The 25,316-nt window shown below is 62.0% G+C and carries 18 protein-coding genes, 1 tRNA gene and 1 pseudogene; 11 read left to right on the forward strand and 9 right to left on the reverse strand.

Annotation, left to right across the window (positions count from 1 at the left end; translation table 11 throughout):
* Nucleotides 1–10 precede the first annotated feature (10 nt).
* Both AC3AP7_RS01990 and AC3AP7_RS01995 read right to left on the reverse strand, forming a co-directional pair.
* The gene (locus AC3AP7_RS01990; protein ID WP_475766081.1) at nt 11–2,791 is read right to left on the reverse strand and encodes an autotransporter outer membrane beta-barrel domain-containing protein; all 2,781 of its coding nucleotides are present in this window, start codon (nt 2,789–2,791) and stop codon (nt 11–13) included.
* Nucleotides 2,792–3,085: 294 nt separating this feature from the next.
* Entirely contained in the window at nt 3,086–4,237 is a 1,152-nt protein-coding gene (locus tag AC3AP7_RS01995; RefSeq protein ID WP_475766079.1) for an ATP-binding protein, read from the reverse strand.
* Between the two features lie 607 nt (nt 4,238–4,844).
* On the opposite strand from AC3AP7_RS01995, the gene AC3AP7_RS02000 reads away from it, so the two are divergent.
* The gene (locus AC3AP7_RS02000) at nt 4,845–6,059 is read left to right on the forward strand and encodes an AAA family ATPase (RefSeq protein ID WP_475766078.1); all 1,215 of its coding nucleotides are present in this window, start codon (nt 4,845–4,847) and stop codon (nt 6,057–6,059) included.
* Complete coding sequence (locus tag AC3AP7_RS02005; protein WP_475766076.1) at nt 6,060–6,662, forward strand: DUF4276 family protein; 603 nt, start codon at nt 6,060–6,062, stop codon at nt 6,660–6,662.
* 744 nt (nt 6,663–7,406) lie between these two features.
* On the opposite strand, the gene AC3AP7_RS02010 is transcribed toward AC3AP7_RS02005, so the two are convergent.
* Nucleotides 7,407–7,574 (reverse strand): hypothetical protein, encoded by a 168-nt coding sequence (locus AC3AP7_RS02010; RefSeq protein ID WP_475766075.1) that lies wholly within the window; start codon nt 7,572–7,574, stop codon nt 7,407–7,409.
* Nucleotides 7,575–7,815: 241 nt separating this feature from the next.
* Nucleotides 7,816–8,412, reverse strand: a complete 597-nt coding sequence (locus tag AC3AP7_RS02015; RefSeq protein ID WP_475766073.1) for a hypothetical protein — start codon at nt 8,410–8,412, stop codon at nt 7,816–7,818.
* Nucleotides 8,413–8,944: 532 nt separating this feature from the next.
* Here AC3AP7_RS02015 and AC3AP7_RS02020 point away from each other — a divergent pair.
* The 3 genes and pseudogenes from AC3AP7_RS02020 to AC3AP7_RS02030 all read left to right on the forward strand — a co-directional run.
* Nucleotides 8,945–9,613 (forward strand): TIR domain-containing protein, encoded by a 669-nt coding sequence (locus AC3AP7_RS02020; RefSeq protein WP_488324815.1) that lies wholly within the window; start codon nt 8,945–8,947, stop codon nt 9,611–9,613.
* An 836-nt stretch (nt 9,614–10,449) separates the two neighbouring features.
* Nucleotides 10,450–11,286 carry a hypothetical protein gene (locus AC3AP7_RS02025; RefSeq protein ID WP_475766068.1) on the forward strand — a complete coding sequence of 279 codons (837 nt, stop codon included), beginning with the start codon at nt 10,450–10,452 and terminating at the stop codon, nt 11,284–11,286.
* Nucleotides 11,287–12,925: 1,639 nt separating this feature from the next.
* Nucleotides 12,926–13,153, forward strand: a pseudogene (locus AC3AP7_RS02030) (aldehyde dehydrogenase family protein); the annotation flags it as partial.
* A 1-nt stretch (nt 13,154) separates the two neighbouring features.
* On the opposite strand, the gene AC3AP7_RS02035 reads toward AC3AP7_RS02030, so the two are convergent.
* Nucleotides 13,155–13,889 carry a TetR family transcriptional regulator C-terminal domain-containing protein gene (locus AC3AP7_RS02035; RefSeq protein ID WP_475766066.1) on the reverse strand — a complete coding sequence of 245 codons (735 nt, stop codon included), beginning with the start codon at nt 13,887–13,889 and terminating at the stop codon, nt 13,155–13,157.
* A gap of 343 nt (nt 13,890–14,232) precedes the next feature.
* Here AC3AP7_RS02035 and AC3AP7_RS02040 point away from each other — a divergent pair, with 343 nt between their 5' ends.
* From AC3AP7_RS02040 to AC3AP7_RS02065, 6 genes are all read left to right on the forward strand, one after another.
* The gene (locus AC3AP7_RS02040) at nt 14,233–15,513 is read left to right on the forward strand and encodes a Zn-dependent hydrolase (protein WP_475766065.1); all 1,281 of its coding nucleotides are present in this window, start codon (nt 14,233–14,235) and stop codon (nt 15,511–15,513) included.
* A gap of 137 nt (nt 15,514–15,650) precedes the next feature.
* Nucleotides 15,651–16,997 (forward strand): NAD(P)-dependent oxidoreductase, encoded by a 1,347-nt coding sequence (locus AC3AP7_RS02045; RefSeq protein ID WP_475766063.1) that lies wholly within the window; start codon nt 15,651–15,653, stop codon nt 16,995–16,997.
* A 322-nt stretch (nt 16,998–17,319) separates the two neighbouring features.
* A complete protein-coding gene (preA, locus tag AC3AP7_RS02050; protein ID WP_475766061.1) occupies nt 17,320–18,630 on the forward strand; it encodes an NAD-dependent dihydropyrimidine dehydrogenase subunit PreA in 1,311 nt (436 codons plus the stop codon).
* Between the two features lie 99 nt (nt 18,631–18,729).
* Nucleotides 18,730–20,241: an NCS1 family nucleobase:cation symporter-1 gene (locus AC3AP7_RS02055; protein ID WP_475766059.1), complete on the forward strand. Its 1,512-nt coding sequence runs from the start codon at nt 18,730–18,732 to the stop codon at nt 20,239–20,241.
* A gap of 77 nt (nt 20,242–20,318) precedes the next feature.
* Nucleotides 20,319–21,770, forward strand: a complete 1,452-nt coding sequence (gene hydA / locus AC3AP7_RS02060) for a dihydropyrimidinase (protein ID WP_475766057.1) — start codon at nt 20,319–20,321, stop codon at nt 21,768–21,770.
* Between the two features lie 473 nt (nt 21,771–22,243).
* On the forward strand, nt 22,244–22,462 hold the full coding sequence (locus AC3AP7_RS02065) for a site-specific integrase (protein ID WP_475766056.1): 219 nt from the start codon (nt 22,244–22,246) through the stop codon (nt 22,460–22,462).
* Nucleotides 22,463–22,487: 25 nt separating this feature from the next.
* On the opposite strand, the gene AC3AP7_RS02070 is transcribed toward AC3AP7_RS02065, so the two are convergent.
* The 4 genes from AC3AP7_RS02070 to tolB all read right to left on the reverse strand — a co-directional run bounded on the left by AC3AP7_RS02070 (nt 22,488) and on the right by tolB (nt 25,295).
* Nucleotides 22,488–22,563: transfer RNA gene (locus AC3AP7_RS02070), tRNA-Lys, on the reverse strand.
* A gap of 145 nt (nt 22,564–22,708) precedes the next feature.
* The gene (gene ybgF, locus AC3AP7_RS02075; RefSeq protein ID WP_475766054.1) at nt 22,709–23,458 is read right to left on the reverse strand and encodes a tol-pal system protein YbgF; all 750 of its coding nucleotides are present in this window, start codon (nt 23,456–23,458) and stop codon (nt 22,709–22,711) included.
* 15 nt (nt 23,459–23,473) lie between these two features.
* Nucleotides 23,474–23,983, reverse strand: coding sequence for a peptidoglycan-associated lipoprotein Pal (pal, locus tag AC3AP7_RS02080; RefSeq protein ID WP_475766052.1), 510 nt, complete (start codon nt 23,981–23,983; stop codon nt 23,474–23,476).
* Nucleotides 23,984–24,002: 19 nt separating this feature from the next.
* Nucleotides 24,003–25,295, reverse strand: a complete 1,293-nt coding sequence (gene tolB / locus AC3AP7_RS02085; protein ID WP_475766050.1) for a Tol-Pal system beta propeller repeat protein TolB — start codon at nt 25,293–25,295, stop codon at nt 24,003–24,005.
* Between the last annotated feature and the right edge of the window lie 21 nt (nt 25,296–25,316).

The raw sequence follows: 25,316 nt of genomic DNA on the forward strand, positions 1-25,316 counted from the left end.
GCGCCCACGTTCAGAAAAGCTGCCGCAGCCGCAGCACGCCGGTCTGCGAGACGAAGCGCGGTGCGGCCTGCAATTCATAGCGCGCAGACAGCGACAGGTTGCTCGCGCGCAGCACGGTGATGCCGACCGACACGTCCGCCAGATCCGAAACCGGCACCGGACCGACGGTCGTGAACGCGGTCTGCCCGCTCGGGTCGGCTGCGAAGCTGGCGCCGGTGGTCTGCTGCGTGTGGTCGTACTCGTGTATCCACTGCAGCTGCAACTGCGGCACGATCATGCCGTAGCGCGTCTCGAAGCCGCGTTCGAGCCGTGCGCCCAGCGCGCTGCGTACCGACGTCTCGTGCGCGGCATCGACCGATAGCGCGGCGCCGTCGCCGCCGGTCTCCGTATAGCTGTTTTGATGCTGATAGCTGTACGTGAGACTGGTGAGCGGCGTGAGCGTGAAGCGGCCGAGCGCGAGCGGATAGCCGCCCTCGACGCGCGCAATATACTGCTGCCCGCTGAACGCGCCGTTCGCGACGCCCGAGAAGCCGGTAAAGCCGATCTGGCGCGTCGTGTCGAAGCGCTGCTGCACGACGCCGCCGCTGACGTTCACATACCATGGCGCACCGGTGTAGCTCGCATAGCCGAGCAGGCCGTAGCTGTTCACGCGTGCGGAGTCGCCGGCGCTGTTTTCGGTTTCGTCGATCAGCGTGTTGCTGTAGCTGAACACGCCGCCGGCGCGCCAATGATCGTTGAGCGCGCGATCCGCGCCGACCAGCAGCCCGCCGTAGTTGGCGCTGTAGCCGTCGACCTGGTCGATCGCCCCCTGTCCCGCGTGCCCGCCGAACGCCTGACCCCATACGCTCCACAGCGGCGCGGCCTCGCCGGTCGCGATTCCCGATGCGCTCGAACCGTCGGCCTGCGCGAGGCGGGCTTCGTCGGCATGCGCGGAGACGACCGAAAGCACGTCGTACGTCGAGGCGGCCGCCCCCTGTGCGTCTGCCCCGGTATGCGACGGCGCGAGCTGCGCGCCGGCGCGATTCGCTTCGGCCGTCGAACCGTAGGCATTCACGGCGATCGCCGCGTTCTGCAGGTTCATCAGATTCGCGTTGTAGCCGGTGTACTTCCCGAGCCCGCCCAGCGACGCCACCGAATTGGGCGCGGTGGCGGGCGTCGGCGTAGGGGACGGGGACGGCGTTGGTGTCGGTGATGGCGAGGGTGTCGGCGCAGGCGACGGTGAAGGCGACGGCGTGGGTGAGGGCGTGGGTGAGGGCGTGGGCGAGCTGTTCAGCGTCAGCACCAGTTCCTGCTGACTGCCGCTTGTCACGTTTTGACCGCTGATGGAGCCGGCGAAGCCCGTCGCCGAATAATGGAGGCTGCCTTCGTTATAGGCGCCCGTGCCCGCCGCGGCGATCACGATATAGCGCTGGCCCGCCGCGAACGCATACCCCAGGCTCTTCAGCCCGATCGACGAGCCGGATGCCACGGTCGCATTGCCGCTTACCACCAGTTCGCCGTAGTTCGAGGCCGATGTGACGCCCGACAGCAGGGTCGCATTCTCAGCCTGGTTGTAGTTGCCCGTGATCGTGACCGGCGCATCCACCTGCAGCGTCGCGCCGTTGTTGTTGACGGTATGGCTGCCGGCTTCGATCTTGTCGTTGAGCAGCAGACTGCCGCTTCCGAAATCCAGATCCGACGCGGTATTGAGAATGGTGCCGATCGCTCCGCCGTAGCCGGTCAAGGTGCCCATGACCGCGCCGTTGCCGGACAGGGTCAGCACGTTGCTGCTGTCGTTCGCGATATTGCCGGCAATCAGGCCGCTGTTCTGGACGACCCCGATCGAACCGTTGACGTCGATGGACAAGGCCCGAAACGAGCCTGTGATCGTGCCGCTGTTCGTCAGCGTGCCGATCGTGCCGGGGTTGTAGATGGCCTCGTTTCCGCTGATCGTGCCCATGTTGTCGAGCAGGCCGATGGTGCCGGAATTGTAGATGCCGTCGTAATTCGTGGAGATGATCGTGCCGGTATTGGACAGCGTGCCGATGGAGCCGCTGTTGAGGATGCCGGTGTTGCCGCCGGCGATGTAGCCGCCGCTCTGGTTGACGAGCGTGCCGATCGTGCCGCTGCCGTCATTGGCGATGCCGTATCTGTTGGGATCGTCGGGATCGGCGGACGTGGTGATGGTGCCGCTGTTGCTCAGGCTGCCGATACTGCCGCTGTTCTGGATGCCCGAGCTGCCGCCGACGATGACGCCGCCGCTGTTATTGTCCAGCACCGCGATGCGGCCGGTGTTGTTGATCCCGTTGAACGACGTGTAGCCGTAGCCGCCGTAGCCGCTGATCGTACCGCTGTTGCTTAGCGTGCCGATGCTGCCGTTGTTCCAGATGCCGGTGCTGCCGGCACCGATCTTGCCGTTGTTGGTCAGCGTGCCGATCGTGCCGTTGTTGCGCAGACCGGCCGCGCTGACGCTCAGGCCGAGGATCTGGCCGGCGCTGTTGTTGGTGAGCTGGCCGAGGGTGCCCGAATTGAGCAGGCCATACATGAAGCCGGCGATGGTGCCGCTATTGGTCAGCGTTCCCAGCGACGAGCCGGTGGCGAGCAAGGCCGTCTGCGTGTTGTAGTTGGAGAGCGTGACGTTCGGGGCGATCGTACAGTCCCCCGATGACCAGCCGATTTCGCTGGTATTGCTGCTAATCGTTCCGTTGATGCCACAGTTCGCTTTCGCCGCGAGGGGGCTTGCGCCGGAAATGACGCCCGCGATTGCAACAGCGATGGTGCGTCCCCTGGGATGGGCTGGATTGCGGTTCATGGCGTATACCCGGGTGCGATAGTTCTTGGAAATTGTTTCCGAAACTTAATACATGACGATCTGCGCAAGCAAGACCTTACGGTGTTCGTCCTTGAACGAGGTGGCCCGCTTCCCGCGCATGCGCGCCAACGGGCGCTGCCCGAGCGACGCGCCGGCGTGCGATCGCTTCTCACAGACTGTTACCGCGGCGGGCCGCATGAAACCTGAATGGGTAAACGGCAACGCGCGGCTCGAGCTTTAGCCTTGGTGAACGGCGCGCGGGTGAGCGTGCGGGTGGGCGGGTGTGTGGCGCGGCTAGGCGAAGCGGATGTTTTCCTGCAACACGGCCGAGAACAGTGGCCGGTCGTCCCAGGGCGCGTCGTGAAATATTTCGTAAAGCATTGGGCTGAGCGGATCGCGGTACCACTCGTCCGGAAAGAGCGCCACGTGGCGTTCGCCACGCGCGCCGGGTGTCCGGTTACCGGCGGTCGCGCCGCACGTGTCGGCGAGGGCCTGGCATAGATCGTCGCCCAGCAGGTACCCGAGATGGGAGATGGAAATGGCGCGGGGATTGTGCTCGATCATCAGCGCGTTTCCGGCTTCGTCCAGCTGGAAATCCCAGCCGTGGAATCCCGAGGCGCCGGTGTTTGCCACGAATGCGGCACAACTGGCGGCCATCGCATCGTGCTGAAGCAGCCTGACCACGCTGCTGGGCGCGGTGGGATTGTCGCTGCGCCTGCTGATCTGCACGGCGCTCAGTTTCGCCAGCACGCGGCCCTGCTCGGCAAAGACGGCGTGCATGCCGAGCACCCCCGGGATGAAGCGCTGGATGATCCACGGCTGTCCCGCGTTGCCGAACGGGCCGCGCGCGGCCCGTTCGCGCAGGGCCGCCTCGCTGTCGACGATGAACGCGGCTACGCCCCCGCTGGAAGTCTCCTGTTTGAGCACGACCGGATACCCATGCGCCTGGGCAAACTGAACGCAGGCTTCAAACGTGGCCACGTCCGCTTGCGGCGCTGCCGGGATACGTGCGGCCTGGGCGGTCTCGAAAGCGCGGCGGCGCGCGGCGAAAAGCGGATAGCCGGCCGGACTGCCGAGCGAGCGGCGCACCCGCGCCACCACATCGGCGGGCAGCGGCATCGTGCCGCCCTGCAGCTGCCCGATGCCGATTTGCTGGAGCACCTGAGCGGACAACTCGTCAAGGGGGATCACCCATTGAGGCAGCGTCTGCCGGACGCAGTCGATAAACGGCTCCACCGCCAGGCCGCCGCCATCGGACGGCCACGGGAAGAACGCCCGGACGTGGCCGGAACGCGATGCCATGCAGGTCCTGACGCCGGCGAAGACGACCTCGAGACCCACGCGCGCCAGATGTCGAGGCAGATGCATATTCCCGATGCCGGGCGACAAGCCAACCAGCAGGATTCGCGGGGAGCGCGGCGTGCTGGACGCTGGGAACGTAGTCATGGCGATATCGACGGGAGCGGAATCCTGTCCGCCTCGCGCAGGATCGTAACCCTCTGTTCTTCCGTGAACCGGCTCTTCTTCATGACTTCCTTCTCTCCGTTGGAAGCCATTCTCTCAAGTTTCTACCGATCCGAAAATCGCCGGGCAGGTTACCGGCGGATATCGTTGCGCTTGGTCGTCGGGTGATCGCTGGCCAGGCGCCGCCGGTCGAGGTCGCCATCCACTTCCGAATAGCTAAGGTCTCGCCGGCCCCCGCTCAATGACCAGTTTCCGGTTAGCAAATTGCCCGTGGCACTGGCTCAACCCGGCCAGGAACGGTCGTTCGACGCACGTGGGAGGATCGTCGTCAATCTGGCACAGAGCCAACCGCTCCGTAGCCTACGCTCAAAAATTTTCTCAGAACTGAGGCGCGTCGATCGCATCTATCGTTGAGCGCCCCCTTGCGGGGTGAAACCAAATGCAAGCGTTTTCCCTCCCGCTTGGAAGCGAGCGATTGGCCCTGCGATCAAACGAATTACCGCACATAAGCCCGTTACTTTATGGCATTCGCAATCGCCTTCCGTGAGAGAATCGTCGCCACCAAACTAACCTGGCCCTATGTTGAGCGATGATTACCTCATTCCGTATAGAGAACTTCAGGACTTGCCGTGACGTGGAAATAGTGGGCGCGACCCACTCTACGTTGTTGATTGGCAGGAATGGTGCTGGAAAGACGAATATTCTTTCAGCGTTGGAATGGACGGCGAATGTCGCCGTCGGTTCGGGCATACCTGCGCTGGCTCCCTTTATTGAAAAATCCTCGGTCTCGCTGACACTAAGATTGAGCGACCGCACATATCGTTATTCCTTAGTTACGCGAGGCTTCTCGGGCACCAACGATCAGGCGCTAGGTATCGGGATGATGTACGACGACAAATTGTGTGAAGTAGGGAGCCGTGGTCAGGAAAAGTTACTGTTTGAGAGAACTGGCGAGTCCATTACCATCGCGAACGGCCGACGTCGTCAGGTAGTCGCGCTCCCAACGGGCCTCACACGCACGTTCAATCTTGCGCTCAGTATCGCTTCGGGTACGAGTGCCCGGCAGTCCATCAAAGAAGTTCGTGATTTTCTGTCGGGGATCCGCTACTACGCTCTCGACGATCTGCGCTCCAAATCTTTCTTTATCAGGCAGGAGCAATATTCGGCTTGGCTGCAAGACGAGGATGACGATTTGTCAGGCGGGGATGCTGTGTTGTACCGTTTAATTCGCCTATATCAAGACAAAAGAGAGATATTCGACGAGATAGTTGAAATTTTAGGGGGAAATGAGCTTAATATCATAAAAAACATAAGAGTTACCGCAACAGCTTATTCCACAAAAACTAAAAATAGGGTCGGCGGCGATCAAATGGAGTTAAACGCGTCTAATGCACTGAACTCGATGTACACAGTGAATTTTTTTGTGCCTGGCGCTGAATCGGCTGTTGTGGCCTACCAAGGGTTGTCGTTTGGCACACGGCGCATTCTGCAGCTAATCGTTGCTTTGTTATATGACCGCTCCACGGTCATGCTCGTCGAACAACCAGAAGACGGCATACATCCGGGTTTGTTGGGGAAGCTGATGCGTGTGATCCACAGCTACGCTTCTCCGACTCAATTTTTCATGACGAGCCATTCGCCGTCCGTGGTGAATAGCGTTCCTGCAACGGATTTGCGCATCGTTATGAACGTGAAGGGAAAGACTAGATGCAGATCGCTGACGGACGCTGAACTCGAGGATGCAAAGAAATTTATCAACGAAGAAGGGCAGCTTTCTGAATACGTGAGACTCTTGGAGCAGTGAATGTATATTGTTATCGCGGAAGACGAAACTGATTATGAGGCGGTGAAGGTGTTCATTGAGCGCATCGCGCCAAAGAAGGTCGACGTTGACGGATGCGGATTCGATGGCTGTGGGGATTTAGTCAAGCAAGGAGCGCGCGTACTAAATATACTCGCAAAAAAAGAGGTTAATAAATTCGTTATCGTTCACGATTGCGATGGCCATGCGTCGGATAATAGGCGTCAACTTGTCATAGATCGGATTGTTAAAAAAGTTAATGCCAAGGGGAAATTTTGCCTTCTGATCCCGAAAGAGGAACTTGAGGCATGGTTTTTTGCCGATATTTCCTGCGTGACAAAAGTTTGGTCAGGATGGAAGTTGGATAAGGAAATCGATAAAAAGTATCCGAATCCAGAGAGCGTAGCAAAGCCAAAAGAGTTAATAAGAAAACTAAGTGTAGATCAGTCACTGAAGCCGCGCTTCAATACGAATAAGAATAAACTCTTGGCACAGCATGTTGATCTCAGGAAAGTTGAAAAGAAATGCCCTTCATTTCTTCCACTCAAGCGGTTTGTAGTGGATGGGTTGGCGAATTACCCGGAAGACCTCGGGGCGGCTGCATAACCTCTTCCGGTATGGTGTCGGCCTCTTACCTGCACGCGCGTAGCCAGCAGGTATGGCGCCTTATCGCCCCTATACCACCCTGCGTTTCGTGACCTGTAACCAGAAGGCCAGCGCATAGCAAAGTAATTGCTGGGGTACGGACGAGTGAGCGCTTTGGCGCCCGGCGAGAGACCGCTTGGGGTCGGGTTGAGACCTCCCTGCGGCGTCAAACGTCGAGGCGGCGTTGTCGGTCCGGGTGCGGCTAGGAAGCGACGTACATGTAACGTGTGGATTTGACATTCGAATGTCTGCTTTGGGTGGGCGGAGTGAACCGGTAACCGCAAACCTGCGCAGACATCCTTTGGTGAGCAACACATACCCAAGGATTGGAGAGGCGTGATTCGGGTATTGGAGACGCTCACGTCAGGTTAATAAGACTTTCTGCTTGCACAGTTAGTGGACTTAACGTCAGAATGTCCAGCTACCACAATATCTAGAAAAGTCACAATACGATGCCACCGCCTAGAGTCACAAAAGCCTTTGTAACATCTTCCGCGAGTGCGTTCATCCGTGATGTCGAGAGGGCTCGCGAACTCTATGTTAAGATTGTTTTAAACGGTTATACAGGTACTGCAACGGCGCCCGTCAAGCTAAACAATCCGGATACCTGCGATGCGGCGCAGTTTATTTTTTTCGAAGCTGCCGCAAAATTTGAAGAATTTGCGAAAGCGATGTTCCTCGTTGAAACGCGAGCAAAACTTCGTATTACCTCGCATCGAACCTATCTGGTAGCGCCTCGCCTTGTGCGCCCGTACACTGGTTCAGACACGCCTCGGGCATCTCAAAATCATTGTAGTTTCCCGGATAGCAGGCGCACAGCAAATCAACGAATTTTTCGACATCGAAGTCGGAGGGCTGGTAGGCGTTGCTCATAACGCAGCTCGATTACTAATAGTGGCGTCAACGTGATCTACGATACTTACCACAGATATACAGTGGTAAGCGGCCATTTGTCTGCCGGGAGGTCCAATGGCTGAGAAGGGTTGCTTTCTGCTCGGCGCCGTCCGGCCAACATGAATTGCCCACCGGGAGGGGCACCCCGACATTCGACCGGCATTGGTGTAGCCGAAAGCAGGCCTACACGAATTTAGGGGGAAGCGGAATCCATGGGCCGTCACGGCTTGATTGCTGACGTCAGACCGTTTGGCTGTGCCTCGGAAACCGCTTTGAAGCTGAGCATTTCATTCGCGTAGCGAGATCGAATGCCATTGATCAGCATTCTGCCTCCGACCTCTGTTGTGCTGTATTCAGATTGCGACACACAAATACGGAATCTATCAGATGGATCGTGTTCCTTCGTTAAGATCAACCCGTAGCACTCGTTTTTCCCGTGATTTTCGTACTTTCCCGTTACATCATAAATTTCTGAATAGGCAACGCCTTCACGCCGATTCATCTCAAGTGAAACAGCCGAAATTGACAAGAAAGCAATAACAGTCGCCGCGAACAATCCCAAAAACCAAGAAACTCCCGGCCCAACCTCTGTCATTCCGCCGATACGCATGCGGTACGTACTTCCTACTATCGCTGTCCGAAACCACCAGCCGATCAAAATGACTGGGCCTATCGCGACTCCAATTGCCTGACTTCTATAGTCAGGATTAGTTTGTGTTGCGAGGCCTCCACTTGGAAGGATAGAAATGGCAACAATCACAAAAACAATAAAACCTAAAAGTCGCGGTTCGAACCGACGGTTACCAGATGCAGACATAAGCCACTCGCCAAGAAGTCTCTATTCTTCACCGTGTCAAATGACATCGGCACAGATTTACTTCAATCGTACAGGATTGTCTTCTTCGTAGCGCGCCGTCATCGCAATCGACGCGTGTCCTACTGGAGCCAAACTTCCAACCATCTGTGCTTTCACGGTCGAAGGCCGTTGTCTCTTGCGAGCGGCCGTTGAACACGCGCCGTTACGACCGACAGTTGTGGGTCGCGTGCTGCCGGACACCGTCGTCGATGAGCAAAGCGCAAATATGCGGTTTGCATTGGGCACGCATTCAGCCAATTACAGCCGATCGACCAGCTCACCAGAATAGTCGACAATCGAGGTGCACCGCAGACGAATCGTTATTGCACGCTTGACGGCTCGAGGTCAGGCGAAGAACAGTTTGTAGGGGTAGGTTAGCTCGGGTGGAACTCACATTGGCGTACGGGCCATGCGGCCTATTCCACATTCCCTGAAAACGAATGGATTCCTGAGAAAGATGGCAAACACAAGCGTCCGGGTCCCGGACATAGAAATGGAAGGCGTTGGGATCACGCGGGTGATCGAGATTCTAGTTAATCCAGGCGACATCGTGAAACCTGAGGACACAGTGGCGGTACTCGAAAGCGACATCTGGACGATGGATGTCCCGTCCCTTTCTGAAGGGATCGTGAGTGAGGTCCTCGTTTCGATCGGACAGGAAGTTAAGTCCGATTCGGCGATCGTAACCTTGAGTGAAGCTAGCACTGCAAAGGTCGCAGACGTTTTTCTGGTCCATGGACGCAACGATGGTCTCAAGGAGACGGTCGCACGATGCATCGAGAAGCTCGGGCTTGCAGTGTCGATCCTGCACGAGAAGCCGAATGAGGGGAAGACGATCATCGAAAAATTTGAGGGGCATGCTGATGTGAAATTTGCCGTAGTGGTGATGACCGCGGACGACCGCGGCGGCCTCCACGATGACGAGGTTGCGAAATATCGGAGCCGTGCGAGACAAAACGTAGTTTTCGAGCTCGGCTATTTTTTGGGGCTACTTGGACGCAATAAGGTTTGTGCTCTATACGAGCAAGGGGTGGAAATGCCGTCCGATTACAGCGGAATCCTGTTCATCGAGTTGGACGACCGAGGCGCGTGGCGCTATCAACTGGCAAAGGAACTTCACCAAGCCAAGCTCCCGGTCGATCTGAACAAGTTGCTAACGTAGCGGACCGCGTGGACCAGCAATCGCCTGAACCCTCAGTACAATTGACAAACAGATCGGGACGGAAAATGACTATTAGAAAGATATTCTTTCTAATCATCCTGATAACAGCTCCCGTCGTGGCACAGGGGCAGGCTCAAGTCAAACTTATGTTGTTCGGGGGCAGTAGCCACGACGTCTATTTGGGCTGTCTGAACTGCTCAGATGTGGCACCCGACTCAGTTCAAAATGATATCGGTCAATATGGTTCCGACATCTCGCCGCAGAGCATCTTCAATGACATAGGTCGGTACGGATCGGATATATCTTCCGAAAGCCCATGCAACGACATGGCATCTGATCCACCAGTTATCGTCGACCAAAATGGCGGATTCTATGGGTATCTGACGCTGAATGATACGCATCCCAAAGCAGTTACTGATCCGAGTATCCTAGGATGGCTAAAATATAAAGTCTGTAAAGTACAACGCTGACCGCCTTTCGTCTGCAGCGCTGAGCAAGTGGCCATGCTAAGTGATGCGAATTGACCGATCGCGAAGGGCAGCTTTGGAGAGGCGAGAAGGTCTCTTTCGGGTCGAGAGTACGCACTGCCGAATGGCCGCTTGCGGGCCGCTGAATTCCAGTGACCGTTTCCGAGCGATGAGTTTGGGGAGTGGACTGACGCAGCACGACCCCAAGCGGACCTACGCACTTGAGCGGGGACGATGGCCGCTTCCAAGATACAGCGGTCGTACGTGTGGCACGCTAGTGGGCCGCGGAGCGGTTGGCTAAGAGAAGAGCGGCATTTACAAATTCCATTCTGGTATTCTCGGACAACGCATCGAAGAATGAGTCGACAGATGGAATACAAATTTAAAAGCGGGGTTCTTACGGCGTATCTGGCGCATGAGACTTCCGCACGGTTGCCTGAGTATTTTGCCCCGGTGGCACTAGAACTAAGTGAACAGGTCCGAGGTTACGATTTCACTGAAACGGCACAAGATGGTCATATCCATGTGAGGATGTTCGAACACAACCTCGAAGATACCCAGAGATTTGTCGACTGGGCTGTCGAGATATGGAATAAAGTTTGGCGTTTCGCCCATCGATCCCGCAAGATTTCTACGGACGAGTGCCTCGCGAATATATTACTCCGAGACGGAGATACACCCCTCGAATCTCTCCTAATCATGTTTGAAGGTTGGCATGAGGGCAGTGAATTGGACGAAGGTCCTTACCTTTCTCCGATGAAGTATTCATTTCGCGAATTTTCGGATGAACCATTTGCGACCATAGGGAATCTTTGTGCAGCTACGGGTTTGGCTGTTTTAGATCAGTTGATCGTGCACTTCGAATCGAAAAGCAAGGAACACGCGCTCTACGAGTTGGGACTGGCATGGCGGTTCGCATCGATTGCGCGTTGGAGTAACCATATGGAAATGGCCATGTATTTCGAAATGGAATCTAGCCGTGAGCGGATGTCGCGAGCCGCAAGAGCCCGGCACAAGAAATCCCCGATCCAGACGGTGAAGCTTGAGGTTAACGAACTGTGGCAGATGTGGGAACGGTCTCCTTCAAAGTATCCAAGTGCGGCCGCTTTTGCGCGCGATATGTGCGACAAATGGCCCGACTTGCTTCAAAGCGAGGTCGTTGTTGCTCGCTGGGTACGCGAGTGGAGAAGAAAGAAGGTGGGATAGAACTCTGCAAGCAGGCTGCGCACCGAGCTAGCATCATGCGCATCGTGCATGCAACGGGATTTCGCAACGCGGCCCATGCGCAGACACTGACAACAACATCAGTGTATGGAGTCGCAGGATGACAAAAAGCCGGAAATCTTGGCCTCTGAAGAGAGGCGCAGCTCATGGATATGCGCGCCAAGTGCCGTTGGTAGAAGTAATGCATCTGTTTGCAACCGAGTCGGTGACAGTTAGGCTAAGCGTTCTGCTATGCGCGCTGGGCGGAGAGATCATTTTAAACGCGTTGATTTGTTTAACGCGTCTAAGCCTCATCGCAATGTTTTTATTGGCGACGAGCGCAGGCATAAAGCACGGCGTCTTGGCGTTGTTGTAGGCGTCCTAGTTGTCCGATAGAGGCTTCAATGCAAGCGGTCGTAAGGTCCAGTTGTTGAGTGAAGCAGTCACTCGAACGACCACTCGTCGGTGATCGCGACTGGCAGCTCCTGGCCGGCTGCCGTCTGATGCAACTGGCATACACGGCTCGGACCTCGCGAGGCCCCGATCGGCAGCACCCGACCCGAAGGCGACGTTCGTTATGCGCGATAGCGGTCATCCGAAATAGTGCATCATTGATGCCTTTCATTCAGCGATGAGCGACTGCGGTATACCCATGAAATGTGATTGCCACGATCAGCCTGCAATACGCCGGATTGACGGAACTTTATCTTCCCTGTTTCCCGGCTTCCAGCACGTGGATGCTGGCTCCTGGAGAGCGCTTTTACGATGCCCAGCATGCGGACAGCTATGGGCTGCCGATGAGTGGGAAAAATACCAGATTCAGCTTGCGGTAAAGGTCGCCGACGCTGAGAGCTGGAGCGCCTCTGATAAGGCTCAGCGAAAGGAACATCTTGCTCTGTCGCGTGGGGGAAATGCGGCTGCAAAATGCATGTGGAACGGGTGCGACAAAAATCAGCTGACCGGCAGCGCATACTGCGTCGATCATCTCTACGCCACTGGGACAAGAGCCTGACGATCGGCAATCTGGACATGTTCTTCGTCGACTGACCGGTCCTGGCCGATTGGGTGAGGTCACCAACGGCCGCTTTATGGCGCTCTAGTTCGCAAAACCTGGATTCGACCGTCTGACTGCTTCGGAGAAGGTCGTCTGACCGAAGCGGATCGCATCGAGCCAACTGGTCCGCGCCTTCCCACGGCTGCTCGACTCGCGCCGCAGCATTCCGCGGGCGCATCAACCGACAAATGCGGATATCCTCCATCGCCTTCGCGTGGCAGAGGCGACCCGCCGTCATCCAGAACGCGACGTATTGATCCTCCTGCTGCGCTTCACGTGCGGCATGCGCGTGTCCGAAATCGCTCAAATCGAAACGGCCGACGTGCTGCTGCCGTCCGGGCGCCTCCGCGAAAAAGCGCGTGTGCAAGGTGCGATTACAAACGGCGCACAGGCCGTTGCGTCTGTCTGGGTCATCCTCAAACCATCGATGCCCCGGAGCGGTACATCGAATGGCGCTGGAAGCACGGCGAGGCGACGGCGCTCGACCGGAGCAAGTGGCAGGGACTTATGCCTACGTATCGCTCATCTTGACGCACAAGGGCGCGCGCCTCGAATGAGCATCAAGCGTCGCGTCAACTACGACGGCGAGACGCGATCGAATTCGCGTGCGGCATCCCTCAACGGCTCAAGCGCGATTACACCGAGCACGTCTCGACCGGCATGGACAACGGGACTGTGCGTCGGCCGCCTGATGTCGTCGCGGGCATCACGCCTTGCAACTTTCCACGCATGCTGCCCTGCTGGATGGTCCCGGTTGCTATCGCAGCGGGTAACGCGTTCATCCTGAAGCCGGGCGCGCGCTCCGCTTCATGCACCGCTACGACCCGCTACGCCGTGGCGAGGCCGCGCCGCATGCGCGGATCACGAGCCGCACGACTTCGTCGCTCGACGTGTCGAACGCCTTCTGGGTGAGCGCACGCTTGCCGCCGAGCGCGCGGATCTGCGCATCGAAATCCGCGTAGTGCTGCGTGGTGGCCCAGATCATGTACATGAACGTCTTCGGATCGAGCGGCGCGAGCAGCCCGCGCGCGATCCAGTCGTCGATCACCGTCACGCGGCTTTCCAGCCACGGCTTCACGCGCTGCGTGAGGATGTCCTGCATGTGTCCGGCGCCCTGGATGATCTCGTTCGCCCACACCTTCGAGCCGTTCGGGCGCCGTCGCGACAGTTCCATTTTCGCGCGCACGTAGCCGCTGATCGCGACGACCGGATCGTCGCTCGCCTCGAACGTGTCCGCCGCGCGATGCCAGTCTTCGAACAGGTCTTCGAGCACGCGCCGGTAGAGCGCAAGCTTGGTCGGGAAGTAGTAGTGCAGATTGGCCTTCGGCAGGCCCGCGCGTTCGGCGATGAGCGCGGTGCTCGCGCCCTCGAAGCCGCGCTCGGCGAACACGGCCTCCGCGCACGCGAGCAGATGGGCTTCGTTCGATTCGCGGATATGAGCTTTGCGCCGCCGCAAGGGGGGCGTGGTGTCGTCCTGCCCGGTCGTCCCGGGGGCGCCTTCGTCGTGTTTCATCGTGACCTCAGGTGGCGCGCATCGCGCGTCGCGCTTCATTCTAGCCGCTCGGCCATTTTCAGACACCCGACCCCGCACGCGCTCGGCCGTGCGTGCTGCACTGCGATGGCACGCTTCTCGCTCTGCTTTTCTCCAAGCGAAAAGCATTGATTTGTCGATGCTAATCGTCTAAAACCTGTCCGACTGGACAGGATTTGAGAAGCGCCGGAACCGGGCCGGTCGGAAGCACGCAGGGTGTCGCACGACGTGCACCGGGGTCGTGCGCGCGTGCCCCACGATCCGGCGCCGATGCACCTGTTTCATCGGCAGGGTCGGGGCACGGCAGCGCGCGTGTCCATCACGGAGCGCAACACGGTCGAATCTTCGAACAGGAGCGAGACGCATGAATGCAGTATCCGAAGCGTTGCGGCAGGCCGCACCGGACACGTCGATCCGGGTCGACGGCAAGCGGCTGTGGGACAGCCTGATGACGATGGCGAAGATCGGCGCGACGCCGAAAGGCGGCGTATGCCGGCTCGCGCTCACCGATCTCGATCGCGAAGGACGCGACCTGATCGTGAGCTGGGCGAAGGAGGCGGGCTGCACGGTGTCGGTCGATCAGATGGGCAACGTGTTCATGCGCCGCGCGGGACGCAATCCGTCCGCACTGCCGGTGATGACCGGCTCGCATGCGGATTCGCAGCCGACCGGCGGCCGCTTCGACGGCATTTACGGCGTGCTCGGCGGCCTCGAAGTGATCCGCAGCCTGAACGATCACCGTATCGAGACCGAGCATCCGGTCGAGGTGGTGATCTGGACCAATGAGGAAGGCTCGCGCTTCGCGCCCGCGATGGTCGCCTCCGGCGTGTTCGCCGGCGTGTTCACGCTCGACTACGGGCGCTCGCGCAAGGATGTCGACGGCAAGACGATCGGCGAGGAGTTGCAGCGCATCGGTTATGCGGGCGACGTGCCGTGCGGCGGACGCCCGCTGCACGCGGCGTTCGAGCTGCACATCGAACAGGGGCCGATTCTCGAAGCCGAACGCAAGACGATCGGCGTCGTCACCGACGCGCAGGGGCAGCGCTGGTACGAAATCACGCTGACCGGTCAGGAAGCGCACGCCGGCCCGACGCCGATGCCCCGCCGTCGCGACGCGCTGCTCGGTGCCGCGCGGGTCGTCGATCTGGTCAACCGCATCGGGCTCGATCATGCGCCGTACGGCTGCGCGACGGTCGGGATGATGCACGTGCATCCGAACTCGCGCAACGTGATTCCGGGGCGCGTGTTCTTCACCGTGGACTTTCGTCATCCGGACGACGCGGTGCTCGCGAGGATGGATGCCGCGCTGCGCGACGGCGTGGCGAAGATTGCCGGCGGCATCGGTCTGGATCTCCAGCTCGAACAGATTTTCTATTACGCCCCCGTGGCGTTCGATCCGGCCTGCGTGAAGGCCGTGCGCGCCGCCGCGGAACGCTTCGGCTACAGCCATCGCGACATGGTGTCCGGCGCCGGCCACGATGCGTGCTATCTCGCCCAGGTCGCGCCGACGTCGATGGTGTTCGTGCCGTGCGTCGACGGCATCAGTCACAACGAGATCGAGGACGCGACGCCCGAATGGATCGAGGCGGGCGCGAACGTGCTGCTGCACGCGATGCTCGCGCGCGCCTGCGAACCCGCTTCATGAGCCTGACCCGATAGCGCGGGCGCCGCGGCACCCGCACCCAGTCCGACCGCTTCTGATCGGGCCGCCGCGACCGGTCCGGCTGCACGCTCGCGCAGCCGGCGGGCGAGGTCGTGCCTTCACTTCGAACGAGGATGTCCATGACCATCAAGCACACCGGCGACATCGCCGCGCATCGTCTGTCGGCGGCGCAGCTCGCCTGCGAGTTCGCCGACATCGCCCCGCTGCTCGATCCCGCCGCGGCGGCCGCCGCAGCGAGCCGCTGCCATTACTGCTACGACGCGCCGTGCGTGAGCGCGTGTCCGACCGCGATCGACATTCCCGGCTTCATCCGCAAGATCAGCCACGACAATCTGAAGGGCGCGGCGCTCGACATCCTGTCGGCGAACCCGCTCGGCGGGATGTGCGCGCGCGTCTGCCCGACCGAAATCCTCTGCGAGGGTGCTTGCGTGCGCAACCATCAGGACGGCCGCGCGGTCGAGATCGGCGCGCTGCAGCGCTACGCGACCGACTGGGCGATGGCGCGCGGCGAGCCGCTGTTTCGCCGCGCGGCCGACACGGGCCGCCGCGTCGCGGTGCTCGGCGCGGGACCGGCCGGGCTCGCGTGCGCGCACCGGCTCGCGCTCGCCGGCCATCGCGTGACGGTGTTCGACGCGCATCGCAAGGGCGGCGGTCTGAACGAGTACGGCATCGCGGCATACAAGACGGTCGACGATTTCGCGCAGCGCGAGCTCGCGTGGCTGTGCTCGGTCGGCGGCATCGACGTGCGGACCGGCGTCGCGCTCGGCCGCGACGTGAGTCTCGACGCGCTGCGCGAGCAGCACGACGCGGTGTTTCTCGCAATCGGCCTGGCCGGCGTGCGCGCGCTCGAGGTGGCCGGCGAAGCGCTGGCGGGCGTGGGCAGCGCGGTCGATTTCATCGAGGCGCTGCGCAGCGCGGAGGATCGGGCGAGCGTGCCGGTCGGACGCCGCGTCGTCGTGATCGGAGGCGGCAATACCGCGATCGATGCGGCCGTGCAGAGCCGCAAGCTCGGTGCGACGACCGTGACGATGGCGTACCGCCGCGGCGTCGACGCGATGAGCGCCACAGCGGCCGAGCGCGCGTTCGCGCAGACCCAGGGCGTGACGCTGATCACCCACGCGCGGCCGGTGCGTTTTCTCGGCGAAGACGGCCGCGTGAGCGGCGTCGAATTCGAGCGAACGGCGGGCGATGCGCCCGAGCGCTTCGTCATCGAAGCCGACATGGTGCTCGAGGCGATCGGCCAGACGCTCGTGCCGGCCGGACTGGCCCGCGAGCTGCTGACGCTCGACGGCAGCCGCATCGCGGTCGACTCGCACGGATGCACGTCGCTGGCCGGCGTCTGGGCCGGCGGCGACTGCGCGGCGACCGGCGGCGTCGATCTGACCGTGCAGGCGGTGCAGGACGGCAAGGTCGCAGCCGCGTCGATCGACGCGTATTTCGCGCAGAGCGCCGCGAAGGCGGCCTGAAGCATGGCGGGGCCGCGCACTGTCACGCAAGACGCAAGACGCAAGACGCAAGACGCAAGACGCAAGACGCAGGACGCAGGACGCAGGACGCAGGACGCAGGACGCAGGACGCAGGACGCAGGACGCAGGACGCAGGACGCAGGACGCAGGACGCAGGACGCAGGACGCAGGACGCAGGACGCAAGACGCAAGACGCAAGGCTGTGCGCGCGCCTGAACCCATGCCCCCGGAGCGCACGCGAATCCGCATCCGGGCAGACGACGCGCCGTCGCGGCCACGCGCCGGCGCACTGCGATATCAACGAGTCCCCAAGGAGCCCAAGATGGCCGATCTGCGCTGTACGATTGCCGGCATCGCGTCGCCGAATCCCTTCTGGCTGGCCTCCGCGCCGCCGACCGACAAGGCCTATAACGTGAACCGCGCGTTCGAGGCGGGCTGGGGCGGCGTCGTCTGGAAGACGCTCGGCCTCGACCCGCACGTCGTCAACGTCAGCTCGCGCTACGGCGCGGTGCAGTGGAACGGCCAGCGCATTGCCGGCCTGAACAACATCGAGCTGATCACCGACCGTCCGCTCGACGTGAACCTGCGCGAGATCGCGCAGGTGAAGCGCGACTGGCCCGAGCGCGCGCTGATCGTGTCGCTGATGGTGCCGTGCAACGAGCGCGACTGGAAAGAAATCCTCGCGCAGGTCGAGGATACCGGCGCCGATGCGGTCGAGCTGAACTTCGGCTGCCCGCACGGGATGAGCGAGCGCGGCATGGGCTCGGCGGTCGGGCAGGTGCCCGAGTACATCGAGATGGTCACGCGCTGGGTCAAGGAGGGCACGAAGCTGCCGTGCCTCGTGAAGCTCACGCCGAACATCACCGACATCCGGCTCGGCTCGCGCGCGGCCTTCAAGGGCGGGGCGGACGGCGTGTCGCTGATCAACACGATCAACTCGATCGTCGGCGTCGACCTCGACGCGCTCGCGCCGCTGCCGAGCGTCGACGGCAAGGGCACGCACGGCGGCTACTGCGGTCCGGCGGTCAAGCCGATCGCGCTGAACATGGTCGCGGAGATTGCCCGCGACCCGCAGACGCCGAACCTGCCGATCTCCGGCATCGGCGGCATTTCGACGTGGCGCGACGCCGCCGAGTTCATCGTGCTCGGCGCCGGCAGCGTGCAGGTCTGCACGGCGGCGATGCATTACGGCTTCCGGATCGTGTCCGATCTGGCCGACGGGCTGTCGAACTGGATGGACGAGAAAGGCTATGCGGATCTCGACGCGTTGCGCGGCCGCGCCGTGCCGAACGTGACCGACTGGACGCAGCTGAACCTGAAGTACGACATCAAGGCGCGTATCGACCAGGACCGCTGCATCCGCTGCGGACTCTGCCACATCGCATGCGAGGACACCTCGCACCAGGCGATTACGCGCGAGAAGAACGGCGTGCGCCATTTCGAGGTGGTGGACGCCGCCTGCGTCGGGTGCAATTTATGCATGCACGTGTGCCCGGTCGAGCAGTGCATCACGATGGAGCGCGTGGATACCGGCGAGTTCGCGAACTGGACCACGCATCCGAACAATCCCGCGCGCGTCGATCCCGCGGCTGCGCCGCAACCGGTGTCGCAACCGGCGGCGACCGCCGCCTGACGCAGGCTCGCCGGTGCGCGCGCAACCAGTCCGTTTTCATCCGCCCGTACGCCGCCTGCGAAGCGGCGCCGGCCCCAACGACGAAGTGGAGAGTCACCCATGAACCAGGCAGCGCAAGACGTCGAGCCGCAGCTAGCGGCCGGCGTGCAAGGCAGCAGTCTTTACAACGACGATCTCGCGCCGACCGGCGTCGCGCGGCGCACGTGGAAGTGGTATCACTTCGCCGCGCTGTGGGTCGGCATGGTGATGAACATCGCGTCGTACATGCTGGCGGCCGGCCTCACCGAGCAGGGCATGTCGCCTTGGCAGGCGGTGCTCACGGTGCTGCTCGGCAATCTGATCGTGCTCGTGCCGATGCTGCTGATCGGTCATGCCGGCGCGAAGCACGGCATTCCGTATGCGGTGCTCGTGCGCTCGTCGTTCGGCACCCAGGGCGCGAAGCTGCCGGCGCTGCTGCGCGCGATCGTCGCATGCGGCTGGTATGGAATCCAGACCTGGCTGGGCGGCAGCGCGATCTACACGTTGCTCAACATCCTGACCGGCAATGCGCTGCACGGCAGCGCGCTGCCGTTTCTCGACATCTCGCTCGCGCAGCTTGCATGCTTTCTCGCGTTCTGGGCGCTGCAGATCTACTTCATCGTGCATGGCACCGATTCGATCCGCTGGCTCGAAAGCTGGTCCGCGCCGATCAAGGTGGTGATGTGCATTGCGCTCGTCTGGTGGGCGACGTCGAAGGCGGGCGGCGTCGGCTCGATGCTGTCGGCGCCGTCGCAGTTCGCGGCCGGCGGCAAGAAGGCGGGGCTGTTCTGGGCCACGTTCTGGCCGGGTCTCACCGCGATGGTCGGCTTCTGGGCGACGCTCGCGCTGAACATTCCGGACTTCACGCGCTTCGCGCGCACGCAGCGCGACCAGATGGTCGGCCAGTCGATCGGCCTGCCGGTGCCGATGGCGTTGCTGTCGGTGATCTCGGTCGTCGTGACGTCCGCGACCGTGGTGATCTACGGCAAGGCGATCTGGGATCCGATCGACCTGACGAGCCGGATGACCGGCATCGGCGTCGGCGTCGCGCTCGTGATCCTCACGCTCGATACGATGTGCTGCAACCTCGCGGCGAACCTCGTGGGTCCCGCGTACGACTTTTCGAGCCTGTGGCCGAAGGGCATCAGCTATCGCGCGGGCGGCATGATCACCGCGACGATCGCGATCGTGATGATGCCGTGGAAGATCCTTGCGACGACCCAGGGCTACATCTTCACGTGGCTCGTCGGCTACTCGGCGCTGCTCGGGCCGGTGGCGGGCATCCTGATGGTCGACTACTTCCTGATTCGCGGCACCCGCCTCGATACGCGCGCGCTCTTCGACGAAAACGGCGAATACAGCTACACGGGCGGCTGGAACCCCGGCGCGGTGGTCGCGCTCGTGATCGGCGTGCTGCCGAATCTGCCGGGTTTCCTGCATACCGCGTTTCCGCACGCGTTCGCCGACGTGCCGGCGTTCTTCAATACGCTCTACACGTATGCGTGGTTTGTCGGTCTCGCGCTGGCTTCGCTCGTCTACAGCGCGTGGATGAAGCTGAGCCGCGGGCCGAGCGCGCGCGTGGCGAGCGCGTGATGTACACGACGCGCGTGCCGCGCGCGATGCGCGGCGGCGTGCGGCAATGACCTGGCAGTCACAGAGGAGGCAGCAAGATGACGACCCTGATACGCGGTGGCACGGTGATCGACGCGGAGCGCAGCGTGCGTGCCGATGTGTTGTGCGCGGACCCGCAGGACGGCGGCACGATCCTGCAGGTCGGTCCCGGCCTCGACGCGCCGGCGGGCGCGACGATCGTCGACGCGCACGGACAGTATGTGATGCCCGGCGGCATCGATCCGCATACGCACATGGAATTGCCGTTCATGGGCAGCACCGCGAGCGACGATTTCTATACCGGCACGGCGGCGGGCCTGTCGGGCGGCACGACGAGCATCATCGACTTCGTGATCCCGAGCCCGCGCGAGTCGCTGCTCGAAGCGTTCCGCAACTGGCGCGGCTGGGCCGAAAAGGCGGCGGCCGATTACGGCTTTCACGTCGCGGTGACGTGGTGGGACGACAGCGTGTATCGCGAGATGGGCACGCTCGTGCACGAGCATGGCGTGTCGAGCTTCAAGCATTTCATGGCGTACAAGAACGCGATCATGGCCGATGACGAGGTGCTCGTGAACAGCTTCGCGCGCGCGCTCGAACTCGGCGCGCTGCCGACCGTGCACGCGGAAAACGGCGAGCTCGTGTTCCAGCTGCAGCGGCAACTGCTCGCGCGCGGCATCACCGGGCCGGAGGCGCATCCGCTGTCGCGTCCGCCCGAAGTGGAGGGCGAGGCCGCCAACCGCGCGATCCGCATTGCGCAGGTGCTCGGCGTGCCGGTGTACATCGTGCACGTGTCGTCGAAGGATGCGGTGGATGCGATTGCCCGCGCGCGCAACGAGGGGCTGCGCGTGTTCGGCGAGGTGCTGCCGGGGCATCTCGTGATCGACGAAAGCGTCTACCGCGACCCGGACTGGACGCGTGCGGCCGCGCACGTGATGAGTCCGCCGTTTCGCACGCAGGTTCATCGCGATGCGTTGTGGAGCGGGCTGCAGGCGGGCCAGCTGCATACGACCGCGACGGATCACTGCGTGTTCTGCGCGCCGCAGAAGGCGATGGGGCGCGACGACTTCACGAAGATCCCGAATGGCTGCGGCGGCATCGAGGATCGCATGGCGGTGCTGTGGCATCACGGCGTCAATACCGGACGCCTGACGCCGAACGAGTTCGTGCGGATCACGTCGACGAACGCCGCACAGATCTTCAATCTGTATCCGCGCAAGGGGGCTGTCCAGGTGGGGGCCGACGCGGACCTCGTGGTCTGGGATCCGGCTGCGACGAAGACGATCTCGGCGAAGACGCACCACCAGAACGTCGATTTCAACGTGTTCGAAGGGATGGCCGTGCGCGGCGTGGCGATGCATACGCTGGCGCGCGGCGCACTGGTGTGGACCGACGGCGACCTGCGTGCGGTGCGCGGCGCCGGGCGCTATCTGAAGCGGCCGCCGAACGCGGCCTATTTCGACGCGATCCGGGTGGCGAACCGGCTGAAGGAACCGCACGCGGTCGAGCGGTAAGCCGCGTATCGCGCGGGCCGCGGCGGCCCGCTTGTGCGGTCCTGTTGCCGGTTTCCTGCGGATGCATCGCGCGGCTCGCATGCGTGCCGCACGTGGCGCGCATCGCATCGCGCGATCTGCCGCGAGCGTTTATCGCCGAACGCTCGCATCGGCGAAACGGATCGGGTCCGCTCCCTCGGGCCCCTTGCGTCCGCGCCGGGCGTCCGCCGCGACCCGGCCGCCCGTCGGCGGCGTGCCGGTCGGGCTGACGACCCGCAGGCAGGGGCGCCGCGCCATGTCGCGGCGTGCGGTACGGGAGGCGCAGCGCCTTTGTGCCACCTCGCAGGACCGAGGCTTCGTCGCATTGCCGCCAATGGGGGGGTGTCTCACCTGGGCTTAGGGCGAAGCTGAACAAGCATCTGAATTCATGACGTCATCGAGAGTTCGAAGCGAACCGGTCATGACAACGGCGCTCGCGTGTCTGGCCCTTGCGTTTGAACAATGATCTGCGCCACGCGTGGACGAGCTGGCACGTTCGGCGCGGCACGCCGCTGACGGTGCTCAAGGCGCTCGGGGGATGGGAAACCATCGAGAGGGTGCAGAAGCACGCCCACCTCGCCCTGAGTCACCTGGCCGATCACTTGGGCACGGTCAGGTTTTGGTCAGGCCAGGAGGCGCAGAAAGAAAAAACGCCGCTTGACGAAGCGGCGTAATTCCTTGATTCCACGAAAAATTCTTTGGTAGGCCGTACTGGATTCGAACCAGTGACCAACGGATTAAAAGTCCGCTGCTCTACCAGCTGAGCTAACGACCCAAAAGAGAAGCGGGATTATAGCGACCGCGGCGCAATGCTGTCAACCGTACGTCCGGGGACGGACACAAAAGGAAACGCCCGGGGCGCGAGCCCCGGGCGTTCCGGCGAGAGGCGTGCGTGGCAGGGCCACGCGGCGGGCGGGCCGCTATTTCAGTTGCGTCAGCTTGCTTTGCGCGGACTGTGTGACGTCCGAGTTCGGATACTGCGAGACAAGCTGTTCAAGCGTGCGCCTTGCCGCGCTCTTCTGGCCGAGTTCGAGCTGGTTGTTGGCAATGGCGAACAGCGCTTCGGGTGCGCGCGGATGCTGCGGGTAGTTCTTCACCACGCCTTCCCACGTTGCCGTCGATCCCTTGTAGTCGCGCAGCGCATACAGCGCGTTGCCGAGCCAGTATTGCGCGGTGGGCTGGTACGGGCTCTGTGGGTACTTCGCGATGAAACTGCGGAACGCCGCGGCAGCGCCCTTGTAGTCGCCGCTGCGGAATTGCTCGGAAGCCGTATTGAACGCCTCGGTCTCCCCGGGCTGCACCGTTCCCTGGACTCCGTCCACCGTCACCTGCTGCGGCTCGAGCTTCTTGAGCCGCGTGTCGAGATCGGTGTAGTAGTCCTTCTGCTGCTTTTGCAGCGTGGCGAGCTGGTTGGTCAGGTCCTCGTTCTGGCCGCGCACCGTCGCAATCTGCTGGTTGAGCTGATCGAGACGGTTCGACTGATCGAGGATGGTGCGCTGGGCCGCCGCCAACTGGCTCGCCAGGCTATCGGTCCGGGTGCGCAGATCGAGAATCGCCTGACGGGCCTGGTCGTCGTCGAATATGCCCGCGTGCGCGGGCACGGCCGTCAAGGCCATGCCCGCGACGCAGGCCGCTGCGGCAACGCGCAGCCAGGAGAGACGATGCGTCATACGGCTAGTCACCCATTACTGTTGATAGACGAGATCGGCGCGGCGGTTCTGGGCCCATGCCGCTTCGTCATGACCGAGCGCGACCGGCTTTTCCTTGCCGAGGCTCACGGCTTCGAGTTGCGAATCCGGCACGCCCATCAGTTCCAGCGCGTGCAGCACGGCTTCAGCACGCTTCTGGCCGAGCGCGAGGTTGTACTCGCTCGTGCCGCGTTCGTCGGTGTTGCCCTGGATCAGCACGTGGCGTTCCGGGTGCGACTTCAGGTAGCGGGCGTGGGCTTGCAGCAGCGGCTGGTACTCGTCCTTCACCGAGTAGCTGTCGAAGTCGAAGTAGATGCTGCGCTTCGCGAGCGGGCTGTTCGGGTTGTTCAGATCGTCGACGTTCACCTGTGCCACGGCATTCGGGTTCGGTTGCGTCGAGATCGCGCCGCCCTTGTTGGCGTTCTGGTCGAGCTTGACGCCCGAGTGACATGCAGCGAGTGCGCCGACCATCAGCGCGACAAAGGCGATACGAAGTTTGGACATCATTTGTTGCTCTCCTTGTGTGTCATTGCATAAAAGGGCCCCAGGACGGCTCGCGAACTGAACCGCCCTGAACGGACAGGACCTGCCGGGTGAGACCATCGATCGACACCGCGGCCAACACGCCACGGCCGTTCACCTGTGTGGCGTAAAGAATGTACTGACCGTTCGCCGCGAAGCTCGGCGATTCGTCATGTGTTGTGTCAGTCAGCCCGGTCGCAATGCCGGTCTGAAGATCCTGGATGTACAGCTTGAACGCGCCGCCCACCCGCGAGATGTACGCGAGTTCCTTGCCGTCCGGGCTGATGCGCGGGCTGGTGTTGTAGTTGCCCGTGAACGTGACGCGCTGGGCCGCGCCGGCGCTTTCCCCTTGCGCCGGCATCTTGTAGATTTGCGGTTCGCCGCCGCGGTCGCTCGTGAAATAGATCCACTTGCCGTCCGGCGAATAGACCGGCTCGGTGTCGATGGAGGTGCCTTGCGTGAGGCGGCGCAGACCGCTGCCGTCGACGTTGACCGAGTAGATCTGCGTGGTGCCCGAGCGCGACAGCGCGACAGCCAGCGTGCGGCCGTCCGGCGCCCAGGTAGGCGCGCTGTTGTTGCCCTTCTGGTCGACGAGGATGTAGCGGCGGCCGGTGGGCAGGTCGTGGATGTAGACGATCGGCTTGCGTCGTTCAAACGACACGTAGGCGACCTTCGTGCCGTCCGGCGACCAGGCCGGCGAGATGATCGGTTCCGGGCTCGACAGCGCGATGTGCGCGTCCTGGCCGTCCGAGTCGGAAATCTGCAGCTGGAAGCGGTTGCCGACCTTCACGACGTACGACAGGCGCGTCGCGAACACGCCGCGGATGCCGAGCAGCTTCTGGTAGATGTAGTCCGACACCTTGTGCGCGCTCATGCGCAGGCCGCTTGCGGGGCTCACGAGGACGAGACCGCCGAGGCTTTCGCCCTTGACGGTGTCGTACAGCTTGAAGCGCACCTCGTACTGGCCGTTCGGCAGGTGATTCACGCTGCCGGCGACGAACGCGTTCGCGCCCTTTGCCTTCCACGCGTTCAGGTCGACCGGATCGGTTTCGGACACCGGCGTGCTGCCCGCGTCGATGTTCGAGAACTTGCCGCTGCGCTGCAGATCCTGCCGCACGATGGTGCTGATCTGCTGCGGCGCGTTGGCTTCACCGGCAAAATTTGCAGTAGCGATGGGGAACTGGGTGGACCCGACGCCCGTCACGAGGACGTTGAGTTGCGCGTGTGCGGCGCTGCCGGCCGCAATGAGGCACGACGCGATCAAGGTCCGCAGGCCTAGCTTGGTCATCAAACTCATGCTGTGTGGATTCCCAAAAGA

It is taken from the genome of Paraburkholderia sp. PAMB 6770, assembly GCF_057748135.1.